The sequence below is a fragment of the Mycobacterium sp. genome (assembly GCF_025933915.1).
GTDB lineage: Bacteria > Actinomycetota > Actinomycetes > Mycobacteriales > Mycobacteriaceae > Mycobacterium.
In genome coordinates this window covers 1-23,023 of sequence record NZ_JAICZA010000037.1, presented here as the reverse complement: position 1 = coordinate 23,023, position 23,023 = coordinate 1, and the positions used below count along the sequence as shown (strand labels likewise).

At 69.1% G+C, this 23,023-nt stretch carries 23 protein-coding genes and 1 pseudogene; 16 read left to right on the top strand and 8 right to left on the bottom strand.

Going from position 1 to position 23,023, the window contains the following annotated elements; genetic code table 11:
* Positions 1 to 13: 13 nt before the first annotated feature.
* Genes eccD through eccE form a run of 3 tightly spaced genes read left to right on the top strand, consistent with a single transcriptional unit; the run spans position 14 to position 3,869 of the window.
* Entirely contained in the window at positions 14 to 1,438 is a 1,425-nt protein-coding gene (gene eccD, locus Q0W90_RS08545; RefSeq protein ID WP_297774098.1) for a type VII secretion integral membrane protein EccD, read from the top strand.
* Positions 1,435 to 2,853: a type VII secretion-associated serine protease mycosin gene (mycP, locus tag Q0W90_RS08540; protein WP_297774095.1), complete on the top strand. Its 1,419-nt coding sequence runs from the start codon at positions 1,435 to 1,437 to the stop codon at positions 2,851 to 2,853. Before eccD ends, mycP begins: the two co-directional genes overlap by 4 nt.
* Positions 2,850 to 3,869, top strand: a complete 1,020-nt coding sequence (gene eccE, locus Q0W90_RS08535) for a type VII secretion protein EccE (RefSeq protein WP_297774093.1) — start codon at positions 2,850 to 2,852, stop codon at positions 3,867 to 3,869. Before mycP ends, eccE begins: the two co-directional genes overlap by 4 nt.
* Here the strand turns inward: eccE and Q0W90_RS08530 are convergent.
* Positions 3,859 to 5,046 carry an alpha/beta fold hydrolase gene (locus tag Q0W90_RS08530; protein ID WP_297774110.1) on the bottom strand — a complete coding sequence of 396 codons (1,188 nt, stop codon included), beginning with the start codon at positions 5,044 to 5,046 and terminating at the stop codon, positions 3,859 to 3,861. The two genes, eccE and Q0W90_RS08530, sit on opposite strands and share 11 nt — an antisense overlap.
* Positions 5,047 to 5,222: 176 nt before the next feature.
* Between Q0W90_RS08530 and Q0W90_RS08525 the strand changes: the two genes are divergently transcribed.
* A complete protein-coding gene (locus Q0W90_RS08525; RefSeq protein WP_297596294.1) occupies positions 5,223 to 6,002 on the top strand; it encodes a trans-aconitate 2-methyltransferase in 780 nt (259 codons plus the stop codon).
* Between the two features lie 28 nt (positions 6,003 to 6,030).
* On the opposite strand, the gene Q0W90_RS08520 is transcribed toward Q0W90_RS08525, so the two are convergent.
* Both Q0W90_RS08520 and bluB read right to left on the bottom strand, forming a co-directional pair.
* Entirely contained in the window at positions 6,031 to 7,449 is a 1,419-nt protein-coding gene (locus Q0W90_RS08520; protein ID WP_297774091.1) for a sulfatase, read from the bottom strand.
* An 83-nt stretch (positions 7,450 to 7,532) separates the two neighbouring features.
* Complete coding sequence (gene bluB, locus Q0W90_RS08515) at positions 7,533 to 8,201, bottom strand: 5,6-dimethylbenzimidazole synthase (RefSeq protein WP_297596290.1); 669 nt, start codon at positions 8,199 to 8,201, stop codon at positions 7,533 to 7,535.
* Positions 8,202 to 8,250: 49 nt separating this feature from the next.
* Here bluB and Q0W90_RS08510 point away from each other — a divergent pair, with 49 nt between their 5' ends.
* Positions 8,251 to 8,535, top strand: coding sequence for a hypothetical protein (locus tag Q0W90_RS08510; protein ID WP_297596287.1), 285 nt, complete (start codon positions 8,251 to 8,253; stop codon positions 8,533 to 8,535).
* On the opposite strand, the gene Q0W90_RS08505 is transcribed toward Q0W90_RS08510, so the two are convergent.
* Complete coding sequence (locus Q0W90_RS08505) at positions 8,519 to 9,001, bottom strand: hypothetical protein (protein ID WP_297596285.1); 483 nt, start codon at positions 8,999 to 9,001, stop codon at positions 8,519 to 8,521. The genes Q0W90_RS08510 and Q0W90_RS08505 overlap by 17 nt on opposite strands.
* Before the next feature lie 80 nt (positions 9,002 to 9,081).
* Between Q0W90_RS08505 and Q0W90_RS08500 the strand changes: the two genes are divergently transcribed.
* Positions 9,082 to 9,759 carry a phosphatase PAP2 family protein gene (locus tag Q0W90_RS08500; RefSeq protein ID WP_297596283.1) on the top strand — a complete coding sequence of 226 codons (678 nt, stop codon included), beginning with the start codon at positions 9,082 to 9,084 and terminating at the stop codon, positions 9,757 to 9,759.
* A 98-nt stretch (positions 9,760 to 9,857) separates the two neighbouring features.
* The gene (locus Q0W90_RS08495; RefSeq protein WP_297596281.1) at positions 9,858 to 10,517 is read left to right on the top strand and encodes a L,D-transpeptidase; all 660 of its coding nucleotides are present in this window, start codon (positions 9,858 to 9,860) and stop codon (positions 10,515 to 10,517) included.
* Between the two features lie 13 nt (positions 10,518 to 10,530).
* Here the strand turns inward: Q0W90_RS08495 and Q0W90_RS08490 are convergent, their stop codons facing one another.
* Positions 10,531 to 11,019: a nuclear transport factor 2 family protein gene (locus tag Q0W90_RS08490; protein ID WP_297596279.1), complete on the bottom strand. Its 489-nt coding sequence runs from the start codon at positions 11,017 to 11,019 to the stop codon at positions 10,531 to 10,533.
* Positions 11,006 to 11,626, bottom strand: coding sequence for a TetR/AcrR family transcriptional regulator (locus Q0W90_RS08485; protein ID WP_297596277.1), 621 nt, complete (start codon positions 11,624 to 11,626; stop codon positions 11,006 to 11,008). The genes Q0W90_RS08490 and Q0W90_RS08485 overlap by 14 nt, the downstream gene beginning before the upstream one ends.
* A 38-nt stretch (positions 11,627 to 11,664) precedes the next feature.
* Here Q0W90_RS08485 and Q0W90_RS08480 point away from each other — a divergent pair, with 38 nt between their 5' ends.
* The 4 genes from Q0W90_RS08480 (at position 11,665) to Q0W90_RS08465 (ending at position 17,018) form a co-directional block, all read left to right on the top strand.
* Positions 11,665 to 12,891: a hypothetical protein gene (locus Q0W90_RS08480; RefSeq protein WP_297697959.1), complete on the top strand. Its 1,227-nt coding sequence runs from the start codon at positions 11,665 to 11,667 to the stop codon at positions 12,889 to 12,891.
* A 155-nt stretch (positions 12,892 to 13,046) separates the two neighbouring features.
* Positions 13,047 to 15,011 (top strand): Hsp70 family protein, encoded by a 1,965-nt coding sequence (locus tag Q0W90_RS08475; protein ID WP_297774087.1) that lies wholly within the window; start codon positions 13,047 to 13,049, stop codon positions 15,009 to 15,011.
* A 143-nt stretch (positions 15,012 to 15,154) separates the two neighbouring features.
* Positions 15,155 to 16,555, top strand: coding sequence for a hypothetical protein (locus tag Q0W90_RS08470; RefSeq protein ID WP_297697956.1), 1,401 nt, complete (start codon positions 15,155 to 15,157; stop codon positions 16,553 to 16,555).
* Between the two features lie 76 nt (positions 16,556 to 16,631).
* The gene (locus Q0W90_RS08465) at positions 16,632 to 17,018 is read left to right on the top strand and encodes a hypothetical protein (RefSeq protein ID WP_297596266.1); all 387 of its coding nucleotides are present in this window, start codon (positions 16,632 to 16,634) and stop codon (positions 17,016 to 17,018) included.
* Between the two features lie 14 nt (positions 17,019 to 17,032).
* On the opposite strand, the pseudogene Q0W90_RS08460 reads toward Q0W90_RS08465, so the two are convergent.
* A pseudogene (locus Q0W90_RS08460) lies at positions 17,033 to 17,694 on the bottom strand (DUF3060 domain-containing protein).
* 57 nt (positions 17,695 to 17,751) lie between these two features.
* On the opposite strand from Q0W90_RS08460, the gene Q0W90_RS08455 reads away from it, so the two are divergent.
* Both Q0W90_RS08455 and Q0W90_RS08450 read left to right on the top strand, forming a co-directional pair.
* The gene (locus Q0W90_RS08455) at positions 17,752 to 18,813 is read left to right on the top strand and encodes an NADP-dependent oxidoreductase (RefSeq protein WP_297774084.1); all 1,062 of its coding nucleotides are present in this window, start codon (positions 17,752 to 17,754) and stop codon (positions 18,811 to 18,813) included.
* Positions 18,814 to 18,887: 74 nt separating this feature from the next.
* Positions 18,888 to 19,715, top strand: coding sequence for a glycoside hydrolase family 16 protein (locus Q0W90_RS08450; RefSeq protein ID WP_297596260.1), 828 nt, complete (start codon positions 18,888 to 18,890; stop codon positions 19,713 to 19,715).
* A gap of 3 nt (positions 19,716 to 19,718) precedes the next feature.
* Here the strand turns inward: Q0W90_RS08450 and Q0W90_RS08445 are convergent, their stop codons facing one another.
* Positions 19,719 to 21,263 (bottom strand): glycosyltransferase family 39 protein, encoded by a 1,545-nt coding sequence (locus tag Q0W90_RS08445; RefSeq protein ID WP_297774081.1) that lies wholly within the window; start codon positions 21,261 to 21,263, stop codon positions 19,719 to 19,721.
* 73 nt (positions 21,264 to 21,336) lie between these two features.
* Between Q0W90_RS08445 and Q0W90_RS08440 the strand changes: the two genes are divergently transcribed.
* The 3 genes from Q0W90_RS08440 to Q0W90_RS08430 all read left to right on the top strand — a co-directional run.
* Positions 21,337 to 21,642: a hypothetical protein gene (locus Q0W90_RS08440; RefSeq protein WP_297596256.1), complete on the top strand. Its 306-nt coding sequence runs from the start codon at positions 21,337 to 21,339 to the stop codon at positions 21,640 to 21,642.
* Between the two features lie 37 nt (positions 21,643 to 21,679).
* Positions 21,680 to 22,354, top strand: a complete 675-nt coding sequence (locus Q0W90_RS08435; RefSeq protein WP_297596253.1) for a GAP family protein — start codon at positions 21,680 to 21,682, stop codon at positions 22,352 to 22,354.
* Positions 22,355 to 22,420: 66 nt separating this feature from the next.
* Positions 22,421 to 23,023: GAP family protein (locus Q0W90_RS08430; RefSeq protein WP_297774079.1), on the top strand; the 603-nt coding region annotated here is incomplete at its 3' end.

Sequence of the window (23,023 nt, the reverse complement as noted above, 5' to 3'; positions counted from 1 at the left end):
GTCCGGAACCGTCATGCCGATCGTCCGCGTGGCAATTCTCGCGGACAGCAGGTTGACGGAAATGGCATTGCCCGCCGAGTTGCCGCTACGCGAGATCCTGCCTGCGGTGCAGCGTTTGGTCGTTCCGGCCACCGCTAACGGCGAGTCGGACGACGCCGACGGCTCGCGCGGTGCCGCCGAGATCGGTGCGGCGACCCAACTGAGCCTGGCGCCCATCGGGGGCGCGCCGTTCAGTCTGGACGCGAGCCTGGACACGGTCGGAGTCGTCGACGGCGATCTGCTGGCGCTGCAACCGGTGCCGGTCGGTCCGGCCGCACCCGGCATCGTCGAGGACATCGCCGACGCCGCCATGATTTTCTCGACCTCTCGGCTCAAGCCTTGGGGCACAACCCATATCCAGCGCGGCGCGCTGGCCGCGGCGATCGCGGTGGCCTTCCTGGCGACCGGTCTTTCGGTCACGTACCGTGTGGCCACCGGCGCGCTGGCCGGGCTCGTTGCGGTCAGCGCGGTGGCGGCCCTGACCGCGATCGTCGGCCTGCTGGTCACGGCGCGCTCGGCGCGTACCGGCATGGCGCTCTCGATCGCCGCCCTGGTGCCCATCGGTGCCGCGCTGGTGCTGGCGGTGCCGGGCGGGTTCGGCTCGGCACAGGTGATGCTGGCCGCGGCCGGTGTCACCGCCTGGTCGCTGATCGCGTTGATGGTGCCCAGCGCCGAACGCGAGCGGATCGCCGGATTCTTCACCGCCACGGCCGTACTGGGGGCGGCGCTGCTGCTGGCCGCCGGCGCCGAATTACTGTGGCACGTCAAGCTGGTCGCGATCGGATGCGGGCTGATCGTGGCGGCGCTGCTGGTCACCATCGAAGCCGCGCAGCTGTCCGCGCTGTGGGCACGCTTCCCGCTGCCGGTCATTCCGGCACCCGGGGATCCCACGCCGTCGGCGCCGTCGTTGCAGGTGCTCGAGGACCTGCCCCGCCGGGTGCGCGTCAGCGACGCGCACCAGAGCGGATTCATCGCCGCCGCGGTGCTGCTCAGTGTCCTGGGCTCGGTGGCGATCGCGCTGCGTCCGGAAACGCTCAGTGGGGCGGGCTGGTACGTGGTCGGGGCGACCGCCGCGACGGCGGTGCTGCGCGCCCGGGTGTGGGATTCGGCCGCCTGCAAGGCGTGGCTGCTCGCCCAGCCGTATCTGGCCGCCGGAGTCCTGCTAGTGCTCTACACCGCGACCGGACGCTACGGCGCCGCCCTCGGTGCGGCGCTGGTGCTCCTGGCGCTCCTGTCGGTGTGGATCGTGGTGGCGCTGAACCCGGGCATCGCTGCGCCGGAGAGCTATTCGCTTCCGGTGCGCCGACTGGTGGGCTTCGCCGCCGCCGGGCTCGACGCCTCGTTGATCCCCGTCATGGCGTTCGTGGTCGGGTTGTTCAGCTCGGTGCTCAATCGATGATTCGGCCGCGCCGATGCCCAGCAGCCTGCTTCGCGGCGGCGTTGGCCCTGTTACCCGCCACCGCCACGTGGGCGAGTCCGCCGGCCCTCGCGATCAGCCCGCCGACGGTCGATCCCGGCGCAACCCCGCCCACCGGGACGCCGGGGCCCGTGCAGCCGATGGAGCAGCGCGGACCCTGCGCGACGTCCGGGGTCATTCCCGGCAGCGATCCGGGCGCCGTCACGCCCAGCCAGGCGGCGCTGAATCTGCCTGCGGCATGGCAGTTTTCGCGCGGTGACGGTCAACTGGTCGCGGTGCTCGACACCGGGGTGCACCCGGGCGCGCGGCTGCCCAATGTCGAACCGGGTGGCGATTTCGTCGAGACCACCGACGGCCTGACCGACTGCGACGGACACGGGACGCTCGTCGCCGGGATCATCGCGGGCCAGCCGTCGGGTGACGACGGCTTCTCGGGGGTGGCCCCCGCCGCGCGGGTGGTGTCGATCAGAACGACGTCGGCCAAGTTCTCCCCACGCACGCCGGGCGGCGATCCGCTGATGGCCCGGGTGTCATCCGAGGTCACGACGCTCGCCCGGGCCATCGTGCACGCGGCCGACCTCGGCGCCCGGGTGATCGACGTCGGCTCGGCCACCTGCCTGCCCGTGGACCGCCCCGTCGACCAGGCCGCCCTTGGGGCGGCCGTGCGCTACGCGGCGGTGGACAAGGACGCGGTGATCGTGGCCGCCGCGGGCAACAGCGGGCCGACCGGATCGTTCGCCGGTGGAACGTCTTGTGAATCCAATCCGCTCACCGACCTGAGCCGCCCGAACGATCCGCGGAACTGGGCCGGCGTCACCTCGATGTCCATCCCGTCGTTCTGGCAGCCGTACGTGCTGTCGGTGGCCTCCCTGACCCCGGATGGGCAGGCGTCGAAGTTCACCGTGGCGGGCCCGTGGGTGGGTGTCGCGGCACCCGGCGAACGCATCGTTTCGGTCGGCAACGGTGACGGCGGCGGCCTGGCTAACGGTCTGCCCGACGATCATCAGCGACTGGTCGCCCTCAACGGCACCAGCTACGCGGCCGGATATGTCGCCGGCGTCGCCGCGCTGGTGCGCAGCAAGTATCCCGACCTGCCCGCCGCCGCGGTGGCGCATCGCATCACCGCGACCGCGCACAACGGAGCCCGTGACCCGTCCAACGTGGTGGGCGCCGGCAGCGTGGACCCGGTGGCAGCCTTGACCTGGCAATTGCCCGCCGGTGAGCAACCGGCCGGGGCGGCGGAAAAGCAGGTCGCCCTGCCCCCGGCACCGGCGCCCCAGGACACCACACCGCGGACCGTCGCGGTGGCCGGCACCGCCGTGCTGGCCGTGCTGGTCGCCGTGGCCGGCGCGGTCACCGCAATCGCCGCACGCCGACGAAAGGATCCCACCCCGTGAGCAAGCATTCGATACCGATTCCCGGGAGCGGGCGAATCACGTTGGCGCTGTTGGCCATTGTTCCCGCGGCGATGGCCTACCCATGGCGATCGCCCCGCGACTACTGGCTGCTCGGCATCGCGGCCGCCGTCGTGATCGTGCTGTTCGGCGCCTGGGGCGGTTTGTACTTCACCACCATGCTGCGGCGCCGCCTGGCGATCATCGGGCGCCGCAATGCGTTCACCCCGGAGTCTCCCGCCACGGTGACGACCGCCCTGGTTCGGGTCGGCGCACCGGAGGACGACTCCGATGTGCTTCCACTGCCGCTGATCGCGAGCTATCTGGACCGTTACGGCATCCGGGCGGACAAGATCCGGATCACCAGCCGGGACAACGCCTCCGACGCGTCGAGGTGCGAGACCTGGATCGGTCTCACCGTGTCGGCCCCCGAAAATCTGGCCGCGCTGCGGGCCCGGTCGTCGCGAATCCCGTTGCAGGAGACCGCTCAGGTCGCGGCGCGACGGCTGGCCGACCACCTCCGGGAGACCGGGTGGGAAGCCACCGTCGTCGCACCCGACGACGTCCCGCGGCTGTTGACTTCCAACCCCCGCGAGAGATGGTGCGGAGTGCAGCGTGGCGCATCGGATTACATTGCGGCATACGAGATCCCGGTGGACGACGTGCTGCCGGAGACGCTGGACGCGATCCGGTCGCATTCCGCGCGCGAAACCTGTACCGCGCTCGAGATCGCCGGTGACAGGGGCGAGCCCACCGTCGCCGTGGCGTGTGCGTTCCAGACCGACACTCCGCCGGACCGCAAGGCGCCGCTGACCGGGCTGACCCCGCAGCGCGGAAATCACCTGCCCGCACTGACGGCGCTGGACCTGTTGTCCACGGCGCGGCTGGACGGACACACGACCGCGCCCGCGGACCTGCTCTCGCAGCTGCACTGGCCCACCCTGGTCGGCGGCGCCCATCGGGCATCGCCGGCCGGCAGCGCGGATGCCACCGAGACCCTCGAGGCCGCTAGAACATGACCTCCTGCAGGAACGCGGTCATCCGACGCAGGTAGTCCAATTGGCTCACGTGCAGCACGTGGCTGCCCGGAAACCAGTGCAGCGCACATTGATCCCAGTGGTGCCATAGCTTGACGGCATGGTCCGGCGGCGCCATCCGGTCGCCGAGTCCGGTGATGATCATCCGGCGGTCCTGTCGGATCAGCGGCTGGTAAGTGAGCGGGCAGTGGTAGGCCAGGCCGGCGCTCAACTCGTCGTGGCTGATATCGGCGAGGCGCAGGCCCACCCGAACCAGCTTGTTGGCCGGGAACCATTCGTCGAACAGTGTCGAGGGAGTGACGACGGGACAGTTGGGGATGACGGCCTCGAGCCGATCGTCGGCGGAGGCCACCAGCGCCGAGGTGTAGCCGCCCAGCGAGATGCCGGTGAGCGCGATGCGGTCGACACCGGTGTGGCGCAGATAGTCGATGATGGAACGAAAGTCATGCACGGCCTGGGCCATCGCCTCGGCGAACCCGCTGAGCCCGCCGGCAAAATAGCCGAAACCGCTGAAGGGTGAGAACCTTTCGGCCCGCTTGCCGTGGAATGGCAACGTATACATCAGCACGTCGTAGCCGGCCCGGTAGTACCAGGGCAACGAGAAGAACCGTCCGTTGGCCAGGTACGACGACCCCAGGAAGCCGTGGATGACGCACAGCGTGGGCCGCGGCCCGTCGTCGTGGCGCCAGTGTTGTGCGCGCACCGTGTTGTTGGACCCCCACGCGCTCCACCGCGCACGCATGGCGGGGTTTATCGCCGTGAAACCGCTGGGGAACGCGATGTTGTCGACCGTGCCGCGCGCGACCCACTCCGCCAACGGACTGGCGCGCCGCGAGGTGACCCGCGGCAACCCGGTGGGCGCCGGAAAGGACTTCGCGGGATCCCCCGCCGCCCCCAGCTCGGCATAGAAGTCGAGGTTGCCACGCTCGGCCGCGGCATCGGATTGCCGCAGCGCACCCGCGGCCACGAACGGCGCCACCGTGGTGGTGAGCAGCGAGGCGACCCAGGTGCGCAGGGCCAGATCGCCGAGGGCCGATGCCTCGACTACCATTCGCTGACGGGGCGACAACGCCGAGTGATGGGGCAATCCACCGGCGCCGGCCGGTATATCGGCACCGGGAACGTTGGGAACGGGGATGGGCGGGTCGATCGGATCCATGTCGGGCGCCACGAACGCCGATGGTAGCCGGACAGGCGTGCGCTTCCAGGGCGTTTGACCGGTTTCGGATCGCGTCGGTGTCATCCGGGACGACGGCGGCGGCGCCGGGGCACCATAGACGTAATACGGTTTGCTATCAGCCGGCTAGCGACGGCGCGTTGATCAGGAGGACCGACATGTGGGACCCGGACGTCTACCTGGCCTTTGCCGACCATCGCGGCCGGCCCTTCTACGATCTGCTGTCGCGGGTGGGCGCCGAGCGGGTGCGCCGCGTCGTCGATCTCGGCTGCGGGCCCGGCCACCTGACGCAGTACCTGGGCCGGCGCTGGCCGGACGCCGTGATCGAGGCGGTGGACAGCTCACCGGAAATGGTGGCCGCCGCCAAGGAGCGCGGCATCGACGCCGTCACCGGCGACCTGCGCGACTGGAAGCCCAAACCCGACACCGACGTGGTGGTCAGCAACGCGGCCCTGCACTGGGTGCCCGAGCATGCCGACCTGCTGCTGCGGTGGGCGGGGGAGCTGACGCCCGGGTCATGGATCGGGGTTCAGATGCCGGGTAACTTCGAGTCCCCGTCCTACGCCGCGGTGCGGGCACTGGCCCGCCGGGAGCCGTACGCGAAACTGCTGCGCGACATACCATTTCGCGTGGGTGCGGTCGTTCAGCCGCCGGCGCACTATGCCAACCTGCTGCTCGACGCGGGATGCAAGGTCGACGTCTGGGAGACCACCTATCTGCATCAGCTGGCCGGCGAACACCCGGTGTTGGAATGGATCACCGGAACGGCGCTGGTCCCGGTGCGTGAGCGGCTCGACGAGGACACCTGGGAGCAGTTCCGCGAGGAGCTGATTCCGCTGCTGTCCGACGCCTATCCGCCCCGGTCCGACGGAACGACGATCTTCCCGTTCCGGCGGGTGTTCGTCGTCGCCGTGGTCGGCGGCGCGAGCCGCGCGTAGCGGGTCGCCACCATCGGACCAGTCGCGGCTAACGTTGCGCGGGTTTGCCTTCTTCGATACCCCGGTCGGCGGCGATGGCCGACCGCGGGGTCGGCTTGGTGCCCTGATGAATCCGCAGATATGTTTCGGTGTACCGCGCGGCGATGCGGGTGCCGGCGAATTCCGAGGGGATGACGTCGCCGGTACGCTGACGCCAATCATGCAGCAGGACAGCAAGGTTGGCCGCAACATCGTCGGCGTCCGCGCCGTCGCCGGCCAGCAGGTTGGTGGTTTCGGTCGGGTCGGTGCGCAGATCGTAGAGTTCACGCTCGGGCCGTGGCGCCGTGACGAACGGCGCCACAGCCACCCCGGACGGGCTTTCCTCGATGTCCCAGGGCAGATCCAGCAGCGGCCGCGACGCGTAATTCTCGATGTAGCTGTAGTCCTTGGTGCGAATCGCGCGAATCGGATCGAACGAGTCGTGGTAGGTCTTCATCGTGTACACCTTGTCGCGCACCGGGGTGGCGTGCGGGCCCGGCTCCAGCAGGGCGTCCGCGTGCGACACACCGTCGGCATCGGCCGGAGCGCCGATTCCCAACAGCCCCAGCAGCGTTGGCAACAGGTCGACGCCGCTGAACAGTTCGTCGTAGACGCGGGGAGCCACGGCCCGGTTGGTGGGCGGCCGGATGATCATGCCGATGCCGGTTCCGGCGTCGTACAGCGTGGATTTCGCCCGCGGAAAAGCCGGGCCGTGATCGGTGAAGAACACCACCCAGGTGTTGGCGTCCAACCCGGTGTCCGCCAGCGTGTCCAGCAGTCGCCCGACGGCGGCGTCCGCCGCGCTGATGGCCCCGTAGAAGGCGGCGAGGTCGCCGCGCACCTCGGGGGTATCGGGCAGGTAGTCGGGCGGGTCGACATCGGCGCGCTCGGCCGCCGGGTACCGGTCCTCGGGGTAGGGCCGGTGTGTCTCGAAAAAGCCGGCGGTCAACAAAAACGGCTGTCCCACAAGGCCCTCGACGCTTTGCCGTAGCCACTCGTTGGCCTTTTCCGCCACGTAGTCACAGTAGGAGTTCGATACGTCGAACTCGTCGAAACCCAGCCGCTTTGGGTAGGAGGTCTCGTGTTGCATACCGAAAAGCGCTGAATACCAACCGGATTCGGACAGGATTTGGGGAAGGGTCCGGATTCCGCTGCGGTACTCCCAGCCGTGGTGGGCCAGGCCGATGAGACCGTTGGACTGCGGATAGCGCCCGGTGAACAGCGATCCGCGCGACGGCGAGCACAGCGGCGCGGTGGCGTGTGCCCGGGTGAACAGGATGCCCTCGGCCGCAAGGCGGTCCATTCGGGGGCTCGTTACGTCCGGGTGGCCGTAGGCGCCGAGGTAGCGGCCCAGGTCGTGCCAGTGCACGATCAGCACATTGTCCTTGTGCGGCGTGCTACCTTCCGTGGCCCCAGCTTCGCCCGGCATCAATTGCGTTCACCTCTCACCTTGCCTCGCGACCGGCGACGATACCGCAACGTCCTGCGGCGATCCCCGCCGCGCCCGACGAGTCAGGGCTGCGGGAGGCGGCCCCACCGGTTTTCGCAGACGAACTCCGACAGCGGTCGCGGGGCGGCCCAGCCGTCCAGTTCCAGCGCCGGGCGATCGGGGAATTCGGGCACCGGCCCCAGGCACAGGATCGCCACCGGTTCGGCGCCGGCGGGCATGTCCAGCAGCGACGCCAACCGCCGCGGATCGAACAGTGACACCCAGCCCAGGCCGAGGCCTTCGGATCGTGCTGCCAGCCATAGATTCTGGATGGCGCACGACACCGACGCCAGGTCCATCTGCGGCAAGGTCCGCCGCCCGAACACGTGCCGGTCGCGGTCGTCGCCCAGCGCCACCACGAGAAGCTCGGCGCAATCGAGGATGCCCTCCACCTTGAGCGCCAGGAATTCGTCGGCCCGCTCGCCCAGGGCGGCGGCGGTCAGCGGGCGTTCCTCGTCGACGAGCCCGTGGATGCGCCGCCGCAGCGCATCGTCGGTGATCCTGATGAAGCGCCACGGCTGCATCAGGCCGACGCTGGGCGCCGCGTGCGCGGCCTGCAGCAGGCGCGCCAGCACGTCCTCGTCCACCACCGCGTCCGGAACGAACCGGCGCATGTCACGGCGCTCGGAGATGACGCGGTAGATGGCCCGGCGCTCTTGCGGGCTGAATGCCTGACCGGTCACGTCAGCCATCGTAGGAAATCCGCGTTAGCGTGGGTCGTGTCTTGAAGGGAAGTGTCCCGTGAAGCCGTCCGACATACTCGACCAGCTGGCCGCCGATCCCGCCGCCGGCCGCGGCTACGGCGAGCCATATCAGACCCCCGACGGCACCACCGTCATCCTGGTCGCCAAACCGCTGGGGGTCTTTGCCATCCGCAACGGCCAGGCCACCTGGACGCCGGCCGTGGATGGCAACCGCATCGCGCTGATCGGGGTGCTCACCGGCCTGCTGGCCGCGGTGATCGGCAGCCTGGCGGTGCTGCGGCAGCCGCCCTGGCCGCGGATCACGATCAGGGACTATAGGTAACACCGACGGCGCGGAACACGTATTCCGGCGGCATGTCGAACGCGAGCGACCGCCGCGGCAGACCGTCGAGCACATCGGCCGGAATGGTGGTTTTGTAGTGCAGCGACAACTCGCCGCTGAATTTTTCGTCGACCCGCGAGACGTCGACATCCACCTGCAGGCCGGTCGACGAGATCTCCACCTGTGCCGCGCCGGTCTGCGGCGCGTTCCACCGGACATTGACGGTCGGGCCGGCCAGCCGGGGCAACATGGACAGCGTGGCCAAAACGCGCTCCGAGGTGAAGGCCAGTGAACCCGTGTAGCTGGCGACGCCGTGCGCCAACCGCACACCGGGGATGGTGCCGCGGAACCGCCGGGTCACCGCGACGTAATCGGCAAGGTAGCTGAGGCCTTCCGATTCGACCTGGGCATGCAGCTCGTCGGGCAGCTTGCCGATGCCGAACAACCTGCGGACAAAGACGGCCATAGGGCCAGTATGACGGCGCCGACGACTCCGTGCGGCGGGCCAAACGGCTCCGGCCCGGGTCATGCTGGTATCGGTTGGTCATGACCCGACCGAAGGCGTCGCCGGCCGTGGGGATCGCTGTGCTGGCCGCGGCGGTTTATGCGCTCATGTGGGTGGGCTACCGCCAACACTGGAATTGGCTGTATCGCGTGGACTGGTCGCTGTTGAACGGGGCGCACGCCGCCGCGATCAAACACCCGTCATGGCTGCGCTTGGCCGAATCGGTGTCGTTCGTGTTGGGCCCGGGGCCGCTGGCCGTGCTGGGGATCGCGGCGACGGTGTTCGCCCTGGCGATGCGCAGGCTGCGGGCCGCGCTGGTGCTGTTGCTGGCGTGCGCGCCGTGCAACGAGCTCGTGACGGCGGCGGCCAAGGCGATGGCCGACCGCCCACGGCCGCCGACCATGCTGGTCGCGGCCGCCTCCACCTCGTTTCCGTCCGGTCATGCGCTCGAAGCGACCGCCGGCCTGCTCGCGATGCTGTCCTTCGTGCTGCCGATGGCGAACCGGGCGGCGCGGCGCATCGCGGTCGTCGCGGTGGCGCTGGCGTTGCCGGCGGTCGGCATCTCCCGGGTGGCGCTCAACGTGCATTACCCGTCCGACGTGCTGGCCGGCTGGTCGCTGGGTTACCTGTATTTCCTGTTGTGTCTCTGGGTTTTTCATCCTCCGATCGGGCAATCCGCGAGCATCGGGGATGCGGCGGAGCCGGCCGCGGCGCGCTAACGCTTTGTCGCGGTGGGCATTTGGTCACGGTGCGGTGACCTAACTGGGGCTAAAGCTTTACTTGACCGCCACGATGTGCCGGTCCGACGATGGAGTGCATGCACCGGCTGGTCACGTCACTGTGCGCTGCGGCGTGCATGATTTTCGCCTCGGTGGTGTTCGCGCCGATCGGCGCCGCTGCCGGCGCCCCCTGGTTCGCGAATGCGGTCGGCAATGCGACGCAGGTGGTTTCGGTGGTGAGCACCGGCGGTTCGAACGCGACAATGGAGATCTTCCAGCGCACCGGCACCGGCTGGCAGTCGCTGCGTTCCGGCATTCCCACCCACGTCGGTTCGGCGGGGATGGCGCCGCAGGCCAAGAGCGGTGTTCCGGCCACCCCGATGGGCGTCTACAGCCTGGACTCGGCCTTCGGCACCGCCCCGAATCCCGGGGGCGGGCTGCCCTACACCCAGGTCGTCGGGCCCAACTACTGGTGGAGCGGCGACGACCACAGCGCCACCTTCAACTCGATGCAGGTGTGCCAGAAGGCGCAATGCCCGTTCAACACGGGCGAAAGCGAAAACCTGCAAATCCCGCAGTACAAGCATGCGGTCGTGATGGGCGTCAACAAGAACAAGGCCCCGGGTGGCGGTGCCGCGTTCTTCTTTCACACCACCGACGGGAAACCCACCGAGGGCTGTGTGGCCGTCGACGACGCTCAGCTGGTGTCGATCATGAAATGGCTGCGGCCCGGCGCGGTCATCGCGATCACCAAGTAGCGCGCCCGGCCGGTCAGTCCAGCGCGCGGCCGGGTGTCACCTTGAAGTCGATGCCCGCCAACGACATTGTCGCCTCATAGGTCCGGTCGTAGCCGGTGGCGCTGATCTTCCAGCCGTCCTCGGTGCGCCGGTATCGATCGCGGTAGAAGGCCGCGCCGATCAGCATGAAGTTGACGTCGGCGACGATGACCCGGTCCTGCAGATACCAGCCGCCCGAAGCCTCGTCGCCGGACACGGTGATCTCCGGGTGCGTCACCCGGTGCTCCGTAATCACCGCCGGCCCAAGCGATTTGCGCATGTAGTTCACCAGGTCGACACGGTTGGTGAAATGGTGCTCCTCGCCCACCGAGGAGCCGTAGTCGCCGATGACATCCGCGGCGAGCGTGTCGGCGAAATCGTCCCAGCGCTTGGTGTCCAGCGCGCGCAGATACCGGTATTTGACTTGCTTGATGGCTTCGATGTCGGCCAGTTCGTCGAGGGTCATCGGTTCATTGCAGCACACGGGTGACCATGTCGATCAGGGCGCGCCGCTCCAGGCTCCAGTCGACCGTCGTCCCGGTGACCATCTGTGCCAGCACAACACCGCGTAAGGTTGCCCAAATCACCTCGGCCACACCAGTATTCGCCGGATCGGTGGTGATCAACCGGCCGAGCTGACCGATCGCGGAGTTCATTTCGAGCAGGTGCCGCCGCGAGGATTCACCCAGGCCGCCGCGGGTCGCCCGCAGGATTTCGAACGCCGCCATCGACGTCGGACTGCTGTAGCAGCTCCACGCGGTGTCGATCACCACCTCGATCCGCTCGTGCAGCGGCAACGCGCTGACATCGGCCGACGACAGGCTCTCCACCAGCCTGGCCACCCCGTCGTCCACCACGGCCATCAGCAGGCCGTTGCGATCGCCGAAGTGATATTGGATGACCCCCCAGGTCACCCCCGCGCGTTCGGCCACGTGCTTGGCGGTCGCGGCGGGGAAGCCCTCCTCGATGATGCAGCGGACCGTCTCGTCGATGATCTTCGCCCGGGTGTCATCGCCGCGCTTGCGCGGCGCGGTGGTTCGCCTGGTGGGACCGACCGAGCGCCCGGGAGTCTGGCCTGCGGCAATGGACATTGTTGACTTTATAACATAGTCGAGTCTATTTTTGGGCCGTGGCCCAATCCCCGTATGCGCGCTTGACCCGTTCCGAGCTTGCCGTCCTGGTACCCGAACTGCTGCTGATCGGGCAGATGATCGATCGCTCCGGCATGGCGTGGTGCATCAGTTCGTTCGGCCGGGACGACATGGTGCAGATCGCCATCGAGGAGTGGTCGGCCGCCAGCCCCATCTACACCCGGCGCATGCAACGGGCGCTGAACTACGAGGGCAACGATGTGCCCACCATTTTCAAGGGCCTGCAACTCGATATCGGCGCTCCGCCGCAGTTCATGGACTTCCGCTACACCGTGCATGACCGCTGGCACGGTCAATTCGAGCTGGCGTCCTGCGGTGCGCTGCTCGATGTCGAGCCGATGGGGCCGGACTACGTCTTCGGGATGTGCCACACCATCGAGGACCCGACCTTCGACGCCACCGCGGTGGCGACCAATCCGCGCGCGCAGTGCCGGCCCGTCCACCGGCCCCCGCGCGAACCGGCCGACCGAAAGCCGCACTGCTTGTGGACGGTGATCATCGACGAGTCCTATCCCGAGGCCCAAGCCATTCCGGAACTCGACATCGTGCTTCAAACCCACGCTGCCAGTTGGGAACTCGACCCCATCGATTCCTCCGATGAGGGGATGGCGGATTATTCCGGGCCGCTGCTGGCCGATCTGGACTTCGGCGCGTTCTCGCACTCGGCCCTGGTGCGGATGGCCGACGAGGTCTGCTTGCAGATGCACCTGCTGTATCTGTCTTTCGTCATCGCGGTGCGCAAGCGCGCGGCCGACGATGCCGAAGCCGTGTCGATCTGCACCCGCGGCCTGATCGGCGTGGCCGGGCTCGCCGCTGAGCGGATCCACCGCGCCATAGGGTCACCCGGCGGCATCGACGGACTGCTGCGCGTCCTGGATCTGCACCCGCTGCTCAATCCCGCGGGCTATGTCGTGTCGGAAATCGCGGGCGAGCGGCTGGTGGTCCACCGGTCACCGGCGCACGACGACGCCGCCTGGATCTCACTGTGCTCGCCGGAATCGACGCAACCGCTGCAGGCGATCGCCACCGCGGTCGACCGGCGCATCGAGGTTCATGTCAGCGGTACCGACACCGACTGGACCGCCGAGTTCGTCGAAACCGACACCGAGGCCGCCGAACTGCCGGAGGTGTCGGTGACCAAGGTCAGCGGTGGTTCCACCTTCCAGTTCGAACCGAGGCGATCGCTACCGCTCACCGTGGTGTGAGTCAAACCCACTTTGTCAAGGGGTCGGCGGTACCACTTCGGTGACACAACCGCATCGACCAAGTACCGATGATGTTGCAACCCATCGGCTTTGGGCGTGTCCGCGGCTATGGTTAACGCTGGCCACCGACCCCTATAGACGAAGGTTTTCGCTCTATGTACGACCCCCTTGGGTTGTCGATCGGGACCACGAACCTGGTCGCTGCGCGTAATGGAAGCCCACCGGTTAGCCGCCGCTGTGTGCTCACCCTTTACCCGCACTGTGCACCGAAAATCGGTGTGCCCGAAGATAATCCACCCCTAGCCGAGCCCGGTGTGCCGATGAAGGGATTCATCGAGCGTGTCGGCGATTCGGTCGCACTGGTGTCGCCCGACGGTTCCGCACATGACCCGGAGCTGTTGACGGTGGAGGCCCTGGATGCGATGTTGCTCGCCGCCGGCGCGGATGCGGCGTGCTCGGAAATCTCCATCGCGGTTCCCGCGCACTGGAAACCCGGCACGGTGCAGGCGCTGCGCGACGCCTTGCGGACCCATGTGGGGTTCGTCCGAAGCGGGATGGCGCCCCGCCTGGTCTCGGATGCGATCGCGTCGGTGACCGCGGTGAAATCCGAGCTCGGCCTGCCCGACCAGGGCGTGGTCGGACTGCTCGACTTCGGCGGCAGCGGCACCTCGGCCACCCTGGTGAACATCACCGGGGACTTCGAACTCGTCAGCGCCACAATGCGGTACGCCGCGTTGTCCGGAGAAGAGATCGACCAGGAGTTGCAGCTGCGCGCCTTCGAGGAGCTGGGCCACGGCAGCGGCCTCGACCCGGGCGGCACCGCGGCCGTCGGACAGCTCGGCGAACTCAGGGAACAATGCCGGGCGGCCAAGGAGCGGCTTTCGGCCGACATGGCCACCGACATCGCCGCCGAGCTGGGCGGGCGCAGTTGCAGTCTGACGTTGACCCAGGACGACCTCGAAGAGCTGATCCAGGATCGGCTGACCGGCTTCATCTATGCCTTCGACGACATGCTGGTGCGCTACCGCAAGAGCTGGTCTGACCTTGCGGCGGTGGTCACCGTCGGTGGGGGGGCGCGCATTCCGCTTGTGACCGAACGGCTCTCGATGCATGGGCGCACCCCGATCCTGACACCGTCGCAACCGGCGTTCGCGGCGGCCTGCGGGGCGCTGATCCTGGCCTCCCGCGGGGAAGAACTGGATCTGCGCACCCGCACATCGATCGGGCTGCTCGCGGCCGCCGACGCCGTCGGCGACGTCGTCGACCTCGGCGCCGGCGACGTGCTGGTGATCGACGACGAGGCGCTCACGGATCGCGAATTGGCGTGGTCGCAAACCGATGATCCCGGCGACCTGCGGATGCGGTTCGGTGGCGAAACCTACGACGAAGACGGCCCGGCCGGCTGGTCCATGCGGCTCAACGTCATCGAGGCGCCGCGGGAACGCCGCCCCTGGCTGCGCCTGCGGTTCTCCCAGTTGATCATCGGCATGTCGGCGTTGGTCGCCATGACGGCGGTCGGCGGGGTGGCCTACACGCTGACCGGGATCGAAAATCGTCAGGCTCCGCCGGCGCCCTCCGTCGCGCCGCCGCCGGCGCAGCACGTCAGCCCGGTGGCGCCACGCCCGGCCGCGCCGCCGCCCACCGCGGTGCCGCCGCCCCCGCCACCCAGCGCGCAACCGATCCCCAGTCCGCCGCCACCGCCGCCCGAACCGCCGCAGGCGCCGCCACCGCCTCCGGTCGTGGTGAACCCGGCGCCCCCGGCGCCGGTCTACACCCCGAGGCATACGGCACCTGCGACGACCGCGCCGCCGCAACCGACGGTCACCACAACGGCGCCTATGACGACTCAACCGCCGGCGGCCACGACGACACCGCCGCCTCCCCTCACGAGTGAGGCGCCGATCACCACCAGCACCACGACGACGGTGCCGATGACCACCGAGTGGATCCACGTTCCGCTGCTGCCGGTACCGATACCGATCCAGGTGCCCCAGAAGCAGGCTCCGGCCACTCCGCAGTATCCGGCGAACGAGTATCCGCAGTATCAGCAGTATCCGGGGAACGAGTATCCGCAGTATCCGGGCAGCTCCCAGAATCCGTTCCTGGGCCCGGGTTATTAACGTCCTGCCTGCTTAGGCAGTCCGCCTGCGCGGCTCACCGCGCGCGGGTAGCGTGGTGTCACCAAGTTCGGATGGGGTTTGCCCCGTCACGCCCTTGCGGAGGGCTTCCCCCGCGGGCACTCAGAAGACCTTGGAGGCGTTACGTGGACATCGTGCTTGGGGTGTCGATGGCTCCCAGGACGGTCCGCCTGGTAGCGATAGAAGGCCGAGACGCCGACGGTGTGACCGTCGAACAAGAAGAGTTCGAGGTTGGAGCCGCGGGGAATTCGGCCGATCGGCCCGCCAATGCCGTCGATCGGGTGATCGACGCCATCGGCGGCACCCGCGAAGGAGTGATCGAGGGCGGCCACCGGTTGAGCTCCACCGGGGTCACCTGGACGAACCCCGCCGACGTCGCCGCGCTGCGCGAGGCGATCAACACCAGCCACCTCGGCGACGTGATGCTGGTCGCGCCGTTGCTGGCGGCGGCCGCGTTGGCGCAGACGGTGGGTTACGCCCTCGCGTACGAGCGCATCGCGATGCTGTTCGTCGAGTCCGGGAGCGCGACGCTGGCCGTCGTCGAGGTGGCCGACGGTTCCATCGTCGATCTGCACCGGCGCCGGATCACCGTCGCCCCCGGCGGTGCGGCGGCCTCCGAGTTGGCGTCGATGGTCGCCGGCCTGGATGCGGGCGGGTCCGGGGCGGACGGCGTGTTCCTGGTCGGCGGCGGAGCCGACATCGTTTCGCTGAAGCCCACGATCGAGGCGGCCACGTCGCTGCGGGTCACCGGCCCGGAGGAGCCGGACATGGCGCTGGCCCGCGGGGCCGCGCTGGCGTCGGCGAACGCACCGCTGTTCGCGTCGTCGACGGCGGCCCTGGCCTACGCGCTGGACCCGGGCACCGGGGAACTGAGCCCGCCGGCGCTCGGCCTGACCTACCTGGACTCCTGGGGTGATGGCGGCACGGGCACCGGTGTCCGTGCCTACAGCGCCCTGGCCGACGAAGCCGACGACGACGAGACGCCCCCCCGCCGCAGCCGGGCGATGCTGCTGGCCAGCGGCGCCCTGGCCGGCATCGCCGCCGTGGTAGCCGGGGTGGTGCTGGTGACGCTGACGTCGGATCAGCCGACGCGGGCGGGTGGGCACAACTCGGGCGCCAGCGTTGCCACCCCGGGGATCCAACTGCCGGCCCCACCGCCGAGCAACCCCCCGCAAGCGCAGTTGCCCGCCCCGAGCACACCCCCGCCCGCGCCCGCACCCACCCCGGAGGCGCCCGCCCCCGCGCCCGCGCCGATAGCGCAGGCACCGCAGACGACGGCCACCTCGGCGCCCCCGGCGCCGGTCCATCGCGCCCCGACCCGGCAGGCGCCGCAGTACGTGCCACAACCCGTCGAGAAGGCGGCACCCCCGCCGGCCGCCGCACCCCCGCCGGCCGCGCCGCCCCCGGCACCCCCGCCGGCCGCGCCGCCCCCGCCCGCGCAGCCGCCGGTGACCATGTACCTGCACTTCCCGTTCGTCACGGTGCCCATCCCGATCAACCCGCCGCCGCCCCCGCCGGGCCCATAGGACGTGGCCAGCACGTGGCGCACGCGCTCGGCTGAGCGCACACTGGCAATGACGGCACGCACTCCAAGGAGGTCGGATGGGCGAGCACGGTGGGTTCGGATTCGACCCCGATGAGTTCGATCGAATAATCCACGAGGGCAGCGAGGGGCTGCGCGACGTGTTCGAGCGCGTCAGCAGGTTCGTCGCCGCTCCCGGCGCCCGGACGGGCTGGTCGACGATTTTCGAGGACCTCTCGCGGCGCCCGCGCCCCGCGCCCGAGACCGCCGGCGAGGCCGGCGAGGGTGTGTGGGCCATCTACACGGTGGACGCCGACGGCGGCGCGCACGTCGAACAGGTCTATGCGACCGAACTCGACGCGTTGCGGGCGAACAAGGACAACCTCGATCCGAAACGCAAAGTGCGTTTCCTGCCGTACGGCATCGCGGTCAGCGTCCTCGACGACGCCTCCGAAGAGCCCGCGTAGCAGTCGGTTTCGGCTCAGCCCTGCGCGACGAGGTTCGATTCACCGGAGTTGCTGATCTTCGGTGTGCCCGAGTGGTAGGTGACCTTGTTGTTGAATCCGGAGGCGGTGATGGTGTCGACGGCGTCGATGGTGATCGCGTTTTGCACGCCGGAGACCGACAGGCTGGCGCAATGCCCGGAGATCTGCACCGTGTTGGAGACCCCGCTGACGTTGACGATGTTCTCGTTGCAGGCGATGGTCCGGTTCTCGTTGATACCGGCCACGCTGAGCTGAGTGCCCCGCGGCGCGGCGGGCGAGGTCGACGGCGATGTTGCCGGGAGGTCTGCGGCCCGAGGCTCGTCGAGATGCTCGGCGGGGAGGTGATGAAAGACTTCACCCCGGAAATCCGGTGTGCGGCAAAGGCGGCGATGCCGCCCGCCAGCGCGACCACGCCGATGACGACGACCGTGCCCAGCATCCACCAGACGCGGGTGCTCGAGGGCCGGGGCGGGGGCGGTCCGGGAATGGGGCCGCCGAAGGTCCACGGGGCGGGCGGCGGGGGCGGGGCGCCCGCCGGACCGGGCGGATGACTCTGGCCGGCGGGCTGGGCGCTGCCCTGCTCTGATGTCCAGGCCGACTCGGCGAGCGGGCGCTCGAGTTCCCGGATCCGCTCCTCCGGGTCATCGTTTGCTGCCATGCATTGAATATGCCATTCGCTTCTGTGTTTTCGGCCCGTTCGGTAGTTTTTAGGATCGTGCCCGATTTGCCGAACCGCCAGGTGCTGTTGCGTCGTCGCCCTTCCGGGCTCGTCCGGCCGGACGACACGGAAACGGTCAGCACGGCCGCACCCCGACCCGCCGACGGGGAGGCGCTGCTGCGCACCACCTATGTCGGCATCGACGCGGCCGCCCGCACCTGGCTCGACGACCAGCCCGGCTACCTTCCGCCGGTGCAGCTGGGTGAGGTCATCCGGGCGGCCGGCATCGGCGAGGTGGTCGCGTCGCGTTGTGACGCCTTCGCCGTCGGCGACGTCGTCACCACGCTGACCGGGTTTCAGGAATACGTGATCATCCGCGACGACATTTTCAGCACACCGATCCCGGGCGAGGACGACCAGCTGGCGATCATGTCGGTGTACGGGCCGACCGGCGCCACCGCCTATTTCGGGATGACCGACATCGGGCGGCCGCAGCCCGGGGAAACGGTCGTGGTCTCGGCGGCCGCCGGGGCCACCGGATCGGTCGCCGGGCAAATCGCCAAGATCGCCGGCGCCCGGGTGGTGGGCATCGCGGGCGGCCCGGAGAAATGCCGCGCGGTGGTGGAGGACTTCGGCTTCGACGCGTGCATCGACTACAAAAACGAGGACATCGCGGCGGCGCTCAAAAAGCATTGCCCGCAACGCGTCGACGTCTACTTCGACAACGTGGGCGGGGCCGTCCTCAACGCCGTGCTGGGCCGGCTGGCCTCCCGCGCGCGCGTCGTGCTGTGCGGCGTCATCTCCAGCTACCTGACCGGGGAGCATCCCGGGCCGGCGAACTATGTGAACCTGCTGTCCAAGACCGCGCTGATGCAGGGGTTCAACGCGCTGGATCAGTGGGGCCGCTTCGACGAGGCGTTCGCCGCGCTGCGTCGGTGGGAGGCCGAGGGCCGACTTCACCACCGGCAGACCATCTTTGAGGGCATCGAGTCGTGTGTGGACGCCCTCAACGGCCTGTTCACCGGCGTCAACGTCGGCAAGACGCTGGTCAGGCTCAGCGAACCCGGCGCCGGTTCAGGCCGAACGGATGCGTCCCACCCCCTCCGCGTGGTTTCATAACACCGTTTGCGAGAGTTACCTGGGGAGATCGCGCCGGGCTTGACGAGCCGGCTTCAACGATGGGTGGTTTGTAGATGGATCGTCGCAGCATGATGTTGATGTCGGGGCTCGGCATGCTCGGGGCTGCGATGCGCTTGCCGGGCGCCTGGGCCACCCCGTCGGCGCCGCAGGCGCCGCCGTCGGCCGGGGGTGGGCCGTACATCTTCGCCGACGAGTTCGACGGGCCCGCGGGTTCGGCGCCCGATCCGGGCAAATGGACGATCCAGACCTGGCAGGACGACGTGTACCCGCCGGTGGAGGGGATCTATCGCGACGACCGCCAAAACGTGTTCCAGGACGGCCACTCCAACCTCGTCCTGTGCGCCACACACGATTTCCTGGGCAACACTTACTACACCGGAAAGTTGCGCGGCAACTTCCGCAGCATGATCAACCAGACCTGGGAAGCGAAGATCAAGCTGGACTGCCTGACCCCCGGGCTGTGGCCCTCGTTTTGGGGCGTCAACGAGGATCCGCTGCCCGACGGCGAGGTCGACGTCTTCGAGTGGTACGGCAACGGCGAGTGGGCCCCGGGGACCACGGTGCACGCGGCGTCCAACGGGAAAACCTGGGAGGGCAGGTCGATTCCCGGTCTGGTCGACGGCAACTGGCACACCTGGCGAATGCATTGGGGCGAAGAGGGATTTGAATTCTCGCGGGACGGGGCGCAGTACTACAAGGTTCCCAACAAGCCCATCCACGTCGCCGGCGGCGCTCCCGACGACTTCCGGTGGCCGTTCAACAACCCCGGCTACTGGATGACCCCGATGTTCACGCTCGCCGTCGGCGGGGTGGGCGCCGGTGACCCCGCCGCGGGTGTCTTTCCGGCCTCCATGCTCATCGACTACCTCCGCATCTGGTAGCCGTCACTGGTTCGCTGAGGTCGCTTTGAGCACCTGAACCAGGTTGAACTGCCACCGCTCGACCAGCCGGAAGCCCAGGTCGTGCGGCACCGCGAACGCCGGGGTGGCCCCGTAGCGGGGTCCGGGCGGTAGCGCCGTACCCCGCTCGTGCGCCGGCTGCGACGGGTCGGCCTGGGTGACGATCCAGACGACGCCGCAGTGGCTCAACGGCTTGGCGACGACCTCGGGGATGAGGTTGGTGTCGAAGACGTCGTTGCGGTCGGTCGCGCGTTGCCACAGCGTGAGATCGACCAGCTTCCGATAGGCATCCGGGCGCGCCGCCAGCAAGGGGCGCATGGGGGCCGGCATGAACGTCACCGTGTCGTTCACCAGCAGGCAATCGCCCGGCGCCGCCTGCGCGGTGATCAGGTCGGCCACCTGGCTGTAGTCCATCCCGTATTTGGCGTACGGATCACGCTGTGCCCGTACATAATTCGGTGCCGCGGCCACGGTGAAAAGTCCGACGAGCGCCGCGGTCACCCAGGGTCTGGCGGCCACCGCGCCACCGCAGACACCCAGGATCAGCGCCATCGCGGGGGCGGTGAAGCACAGGTAGCGGGGCGTATAGATCGGGTGCACCAGCGCCGAATAGGTCAGGATCGTGGCGGTCGGTATGACCAGCCATCCCGCCGCGAGGACCAGCAGCTGCCGCTCCGATGACGCCAACCGTGCGGATCCGCTGAACCACAACGCAATCGCCGCGAAGATCAGCAGCGCCGACAGTATGGCGAACGGGGGGCTTCGTTCGAAATACTGCTGCATCAGCACGTCTTCGATGGTGCGGTGACCGATCGGGGCGACCCAGCTGATCTGGTGTGCTTGCCCGGCAACCGTCAGCAGGAACGGCAGCAGCGCACCCACCGCCACGGCCGAGGAAATAGCGAAGCCCGCCAACACCGTTCGGCCGCGGTGAAAGACGCCGACCACGACGCCGTGGGCCACCAGCAGCAGCGCGAGGTAGGCGTCGAGCGCAATCGAGAAGGCCAGCGCGACACCGTAAGACAGCCACCGCCAAGCGTTGTTGCGGCGCGCGGCGTAGATGAGCAGGACGGTCAGCCACACGGCGGCCATCATCGACATGGCGTAGGAGCGAGCCTCAATGCCCGCCCACGTCGCCCGGGGCAAGATCGCGCAGAACACCCCGGAGGCCACCGCGACGGTCCGCGTCGAGAACTGCCTGCCCAGCACGACGATGCCGGCGGCGGCGCCTCCCACGGCAAGGCCACTGGGCGCGCGGGACCAGAACTCGGTGGGCGGAAAGATCTGGAACCACCCATGCATGAGCAGGTAGTACAGGCCGTGGACGGCGTCGACGTTGCCCAGCATGTGCCATAACTGGCCCAGCGAGCGGCTGTATGAGGCCGAGATGGTCGCGGCCTCGTCGTACCAGAAGGAGGGCCGGGCGGCTCCGGCCATGCTCAGCGCGACGGCGAGCACCGCGACGATCAGCGGGTCCCGTGCGGCCACCACCGCCGGTCGGCGGCCGTCAAGCACGCCGAGGCTGAACACACCGCTATGTTGCCAGAAGCGGACCGGGACGTTCGGCGGACTCAGGCCCGCGATTCGAACGTATGATCGATCAATGGGATCGCTCGCGTCGATCGGGTACAACGGCCAACCGGTCCGCAGCCCGTTTCGGGTGGTTCGCCCGCCGATCGCGGTGCTGGTTGACCTGACGGTGCTGTTCCCGCGTGAGCCGCACCGGGCGGGGCGCTACCAGCCCAACGGTCTGCAGCTGCACAAGGTCGTCGAGGGGTGCCTGAGCTGCTGGGCCCTATGCGAGCAGGGCGACTGGTGGGGCCTGGTGACCTATCCCGTCGCCTACGGATCCCAGCGCAAAACCGTGACGCACTGGGTGCCCGCCTGGACGCTGCGCCGCAAAGGCTGACCGCGCCGGCGCCACGCCAATGCGATGATTGCTGCCCGTGGACGCAAGTTGGGCCTCGGTCCTGAGCAAGGTCATCGCGTTGGCGGCCGTCATCGCGCTGTCACCGATCACGGTCATCCCCGCGGTGCTGGTGCTGCACGCGCCCCGGCCGCGCCCGGCCAGTCTCGCCTTCCTGGGCGGCTGGCTGGTGGGCCTGGTGACTCTCACCGCCGCGTTCGTCGCCGGCTCGGGGCTGCTCGGTGGCTTGCACGCGACCCCGCCGACGTGGGCATCGTGGGTGCGGCTGGTCTTCGGGGTCGCGCTGATCGGGCTGGCGGCGTTCCATTGGTTCACCCGGCACCGCAACCGCAGCATGCCGCGCTGGATGCGTTCGTTCTCCACGCTCTCCCCGATGCGCGCCGGGGCGGTGGCGGCGGTCCTGGTGCCGCTGCGGCCCGAGGTGCTGATCCTGTGCGCGGCGGCCGGTTTGGCCGTCGGCAACAGCAGCCTGAGCGCCGGTGCCCAATTGGTCGCGGCCGCGATCTTCGTCGTCCTGGCCGCGTCCACGGTGGCCATCCCGATACTGGCCTACGTCGGCGCCGGTGACCGCCTCGAGGAACCGCTCGAACGTCTCAAAGCCTGGATGGAAGCGAACCACGACGCGATGCTGGCCGTCATCCTGTTTCTGATCGGGTTGATCGTGCTCTACAACGGGATTCGCGCGCTGGCCTGACCCCGGTTCGGCCGACCACGGCGCGTTTCGACGTCACCTCGGCGCGGCAATGGGAGGATGCCGCGCATGGCAGGAAGCTGGGGCACCGTGCTGACCGGGCTGGTTCCGCTCGGACTGGTCATCTCGCTCTCGCCGCTCACGGTCATCCCGGCGGTGCTGGTGCTGCAGGCGCCGCGGCCGCGGCCCAGCGGCCTGGCGTTTCTGGGCGGCTGGCTGTTCGGCCTGGCCGCGCTGACGGCGCTGTCGGTCGGGGCCTCCGGCTTGCTCGGCGGCTTGGACAAGGCGCCGCCGCGGTGGTCGGCGTGGCTGCGCGTCGTGCTGGGGGCGGCGCTGATCGTGTTCGGGGTGGTCCGGTGGCTCAAGCGGAACGGCCAGGCCGAGTCACCGGCGTGGATGCGCTCGTTCGCCAGCATCACCCCGGCCCGTGCCGGTATCACCGGGGCGGTGCTGGCGGTGGTGCGCCCGGATGTGGCGCTCATCTGTGTGCCGGCCGGCTTGGGCATCGGCACCAGCGGGCTCGGCGTCGCCGGCGACTGGGTGGCCGCCGCATTCTTCGTGGCCATCGCGGCGTCGAGCGTCGCGATCCCGATCCTGGCCTACGCGGCCGCCGGTAGCCGCCTCGACGACACGCTGGCACGCCTCAAGGACTGGATGGACCGCAACAACGCC

What these genes read in the sequence shown, in the direction of transcription:
- eccD (WP_297774098.1), top strand. Translation starts at nt 14, where the DNA reads ATGCCGATCGTCCGCGTGGCAATTCTCGCGGACAGCAGGTTGACGGAA.
- mycP (WP_297774095.1), top strand. Translation starts at nt 1,435, where the DNA reads ATGATTCGGCCGCGCCGATGCCCAGCAGCCTGCTTCGCGGCGGCGTTG.
- Q0W90_RS08465 (WP_297596266.1), top strand. Translation starts at nt 16,632, where the DNA reads ATGGGCGAGCACGGTGGGTTCGGATTCGACCCCGATGAGTTCGATCGA.
- Q0W90_RS08530 (WP_297774110.1), bottom strand. Translation starts at nt 5,046, where the DNA reads ATGGATCCGATCGACCCGCCCATCCCCGTTCCCAACGTTCCCGGTGCC.
- bluB (WP_297596290.1), bottom strand. Translation starts at nt 8,201, where the DNA reads ATGGCTGACGTGACCGGTCAGGCATTCAGCCCGCAAGAGCGCCGGGCC.
- Q0W90_RS08475 (WP_297774087.1), top strand. Translation starts at nt 13,047, where the DNA reads ATGTACGACCCCCTTGGGTTGTCGATCGGGACCACGAACCTGGTCGCT.
- Q0W90_RS08495 (WP_297596281.1), top strand. Translation starts at nt 9,858, where the DNA reads ATGCACCGGCTGGTCACGTCACTGTGCGCTGCGGCGTGCATGATTTTC.
- Q0W90_RS08500 (WP_297596283.1), top strand. Translation starts at nt 9,082, where the DNA reads ATGACCCGACCGAAGGCGTCGCCGGCCGTGGGGATCGCTGTGCTGGCC.
- Q0W90_RS08440 (WP_297596256.1), top strand. Translation starts at nt 21,337, where the DNA reads ATGGGATCGCTCGCGTCGATCGGGTACAACGGCCAACCGGTCCGCAGC.
- Q0W90_RS08520 (WP_297774091.1), bottom strand. Translation starts at nt 7,449, where the DNA reads ATGCCGGGCGAAGCTGGGGCCACGGAAGGTAGCACGCCGCACAAGGAC.
- Q0W90_RS08525 (WP_297596294.1), top strand. Translation starts at nt 5,223, where the DNA reads ATGTGGGACCCGGACGTCTACCTGGCCTTTGCCGACCATCGCGGCCGG.
- Q0W90_RS08485 (WP_297596277.1), bottom strand. Translation starts at nt 11,626, where the DNA reads ATGTCCATTGCCGCAGGCCAGACTCCCGGGCGCTCGGTCGGTCCCACC.
- Q0W90_RS08505 (WP_297596285.1), bottom strand. Translation starts at nt 9,001, where the DNA reads ATGGCCGTCTTTGTCCGCAGGTTGTTCGGCATCGGCAAGCTGCCCGAC.
- Q0W90_RS08450 (WP_297596260.1), top strand. Translation starts at nt 18,888, where the DNA reads ATGGATCGTCGCAGCATGATGTTGATGTCGGGGCTCGGCATGCTCGGG.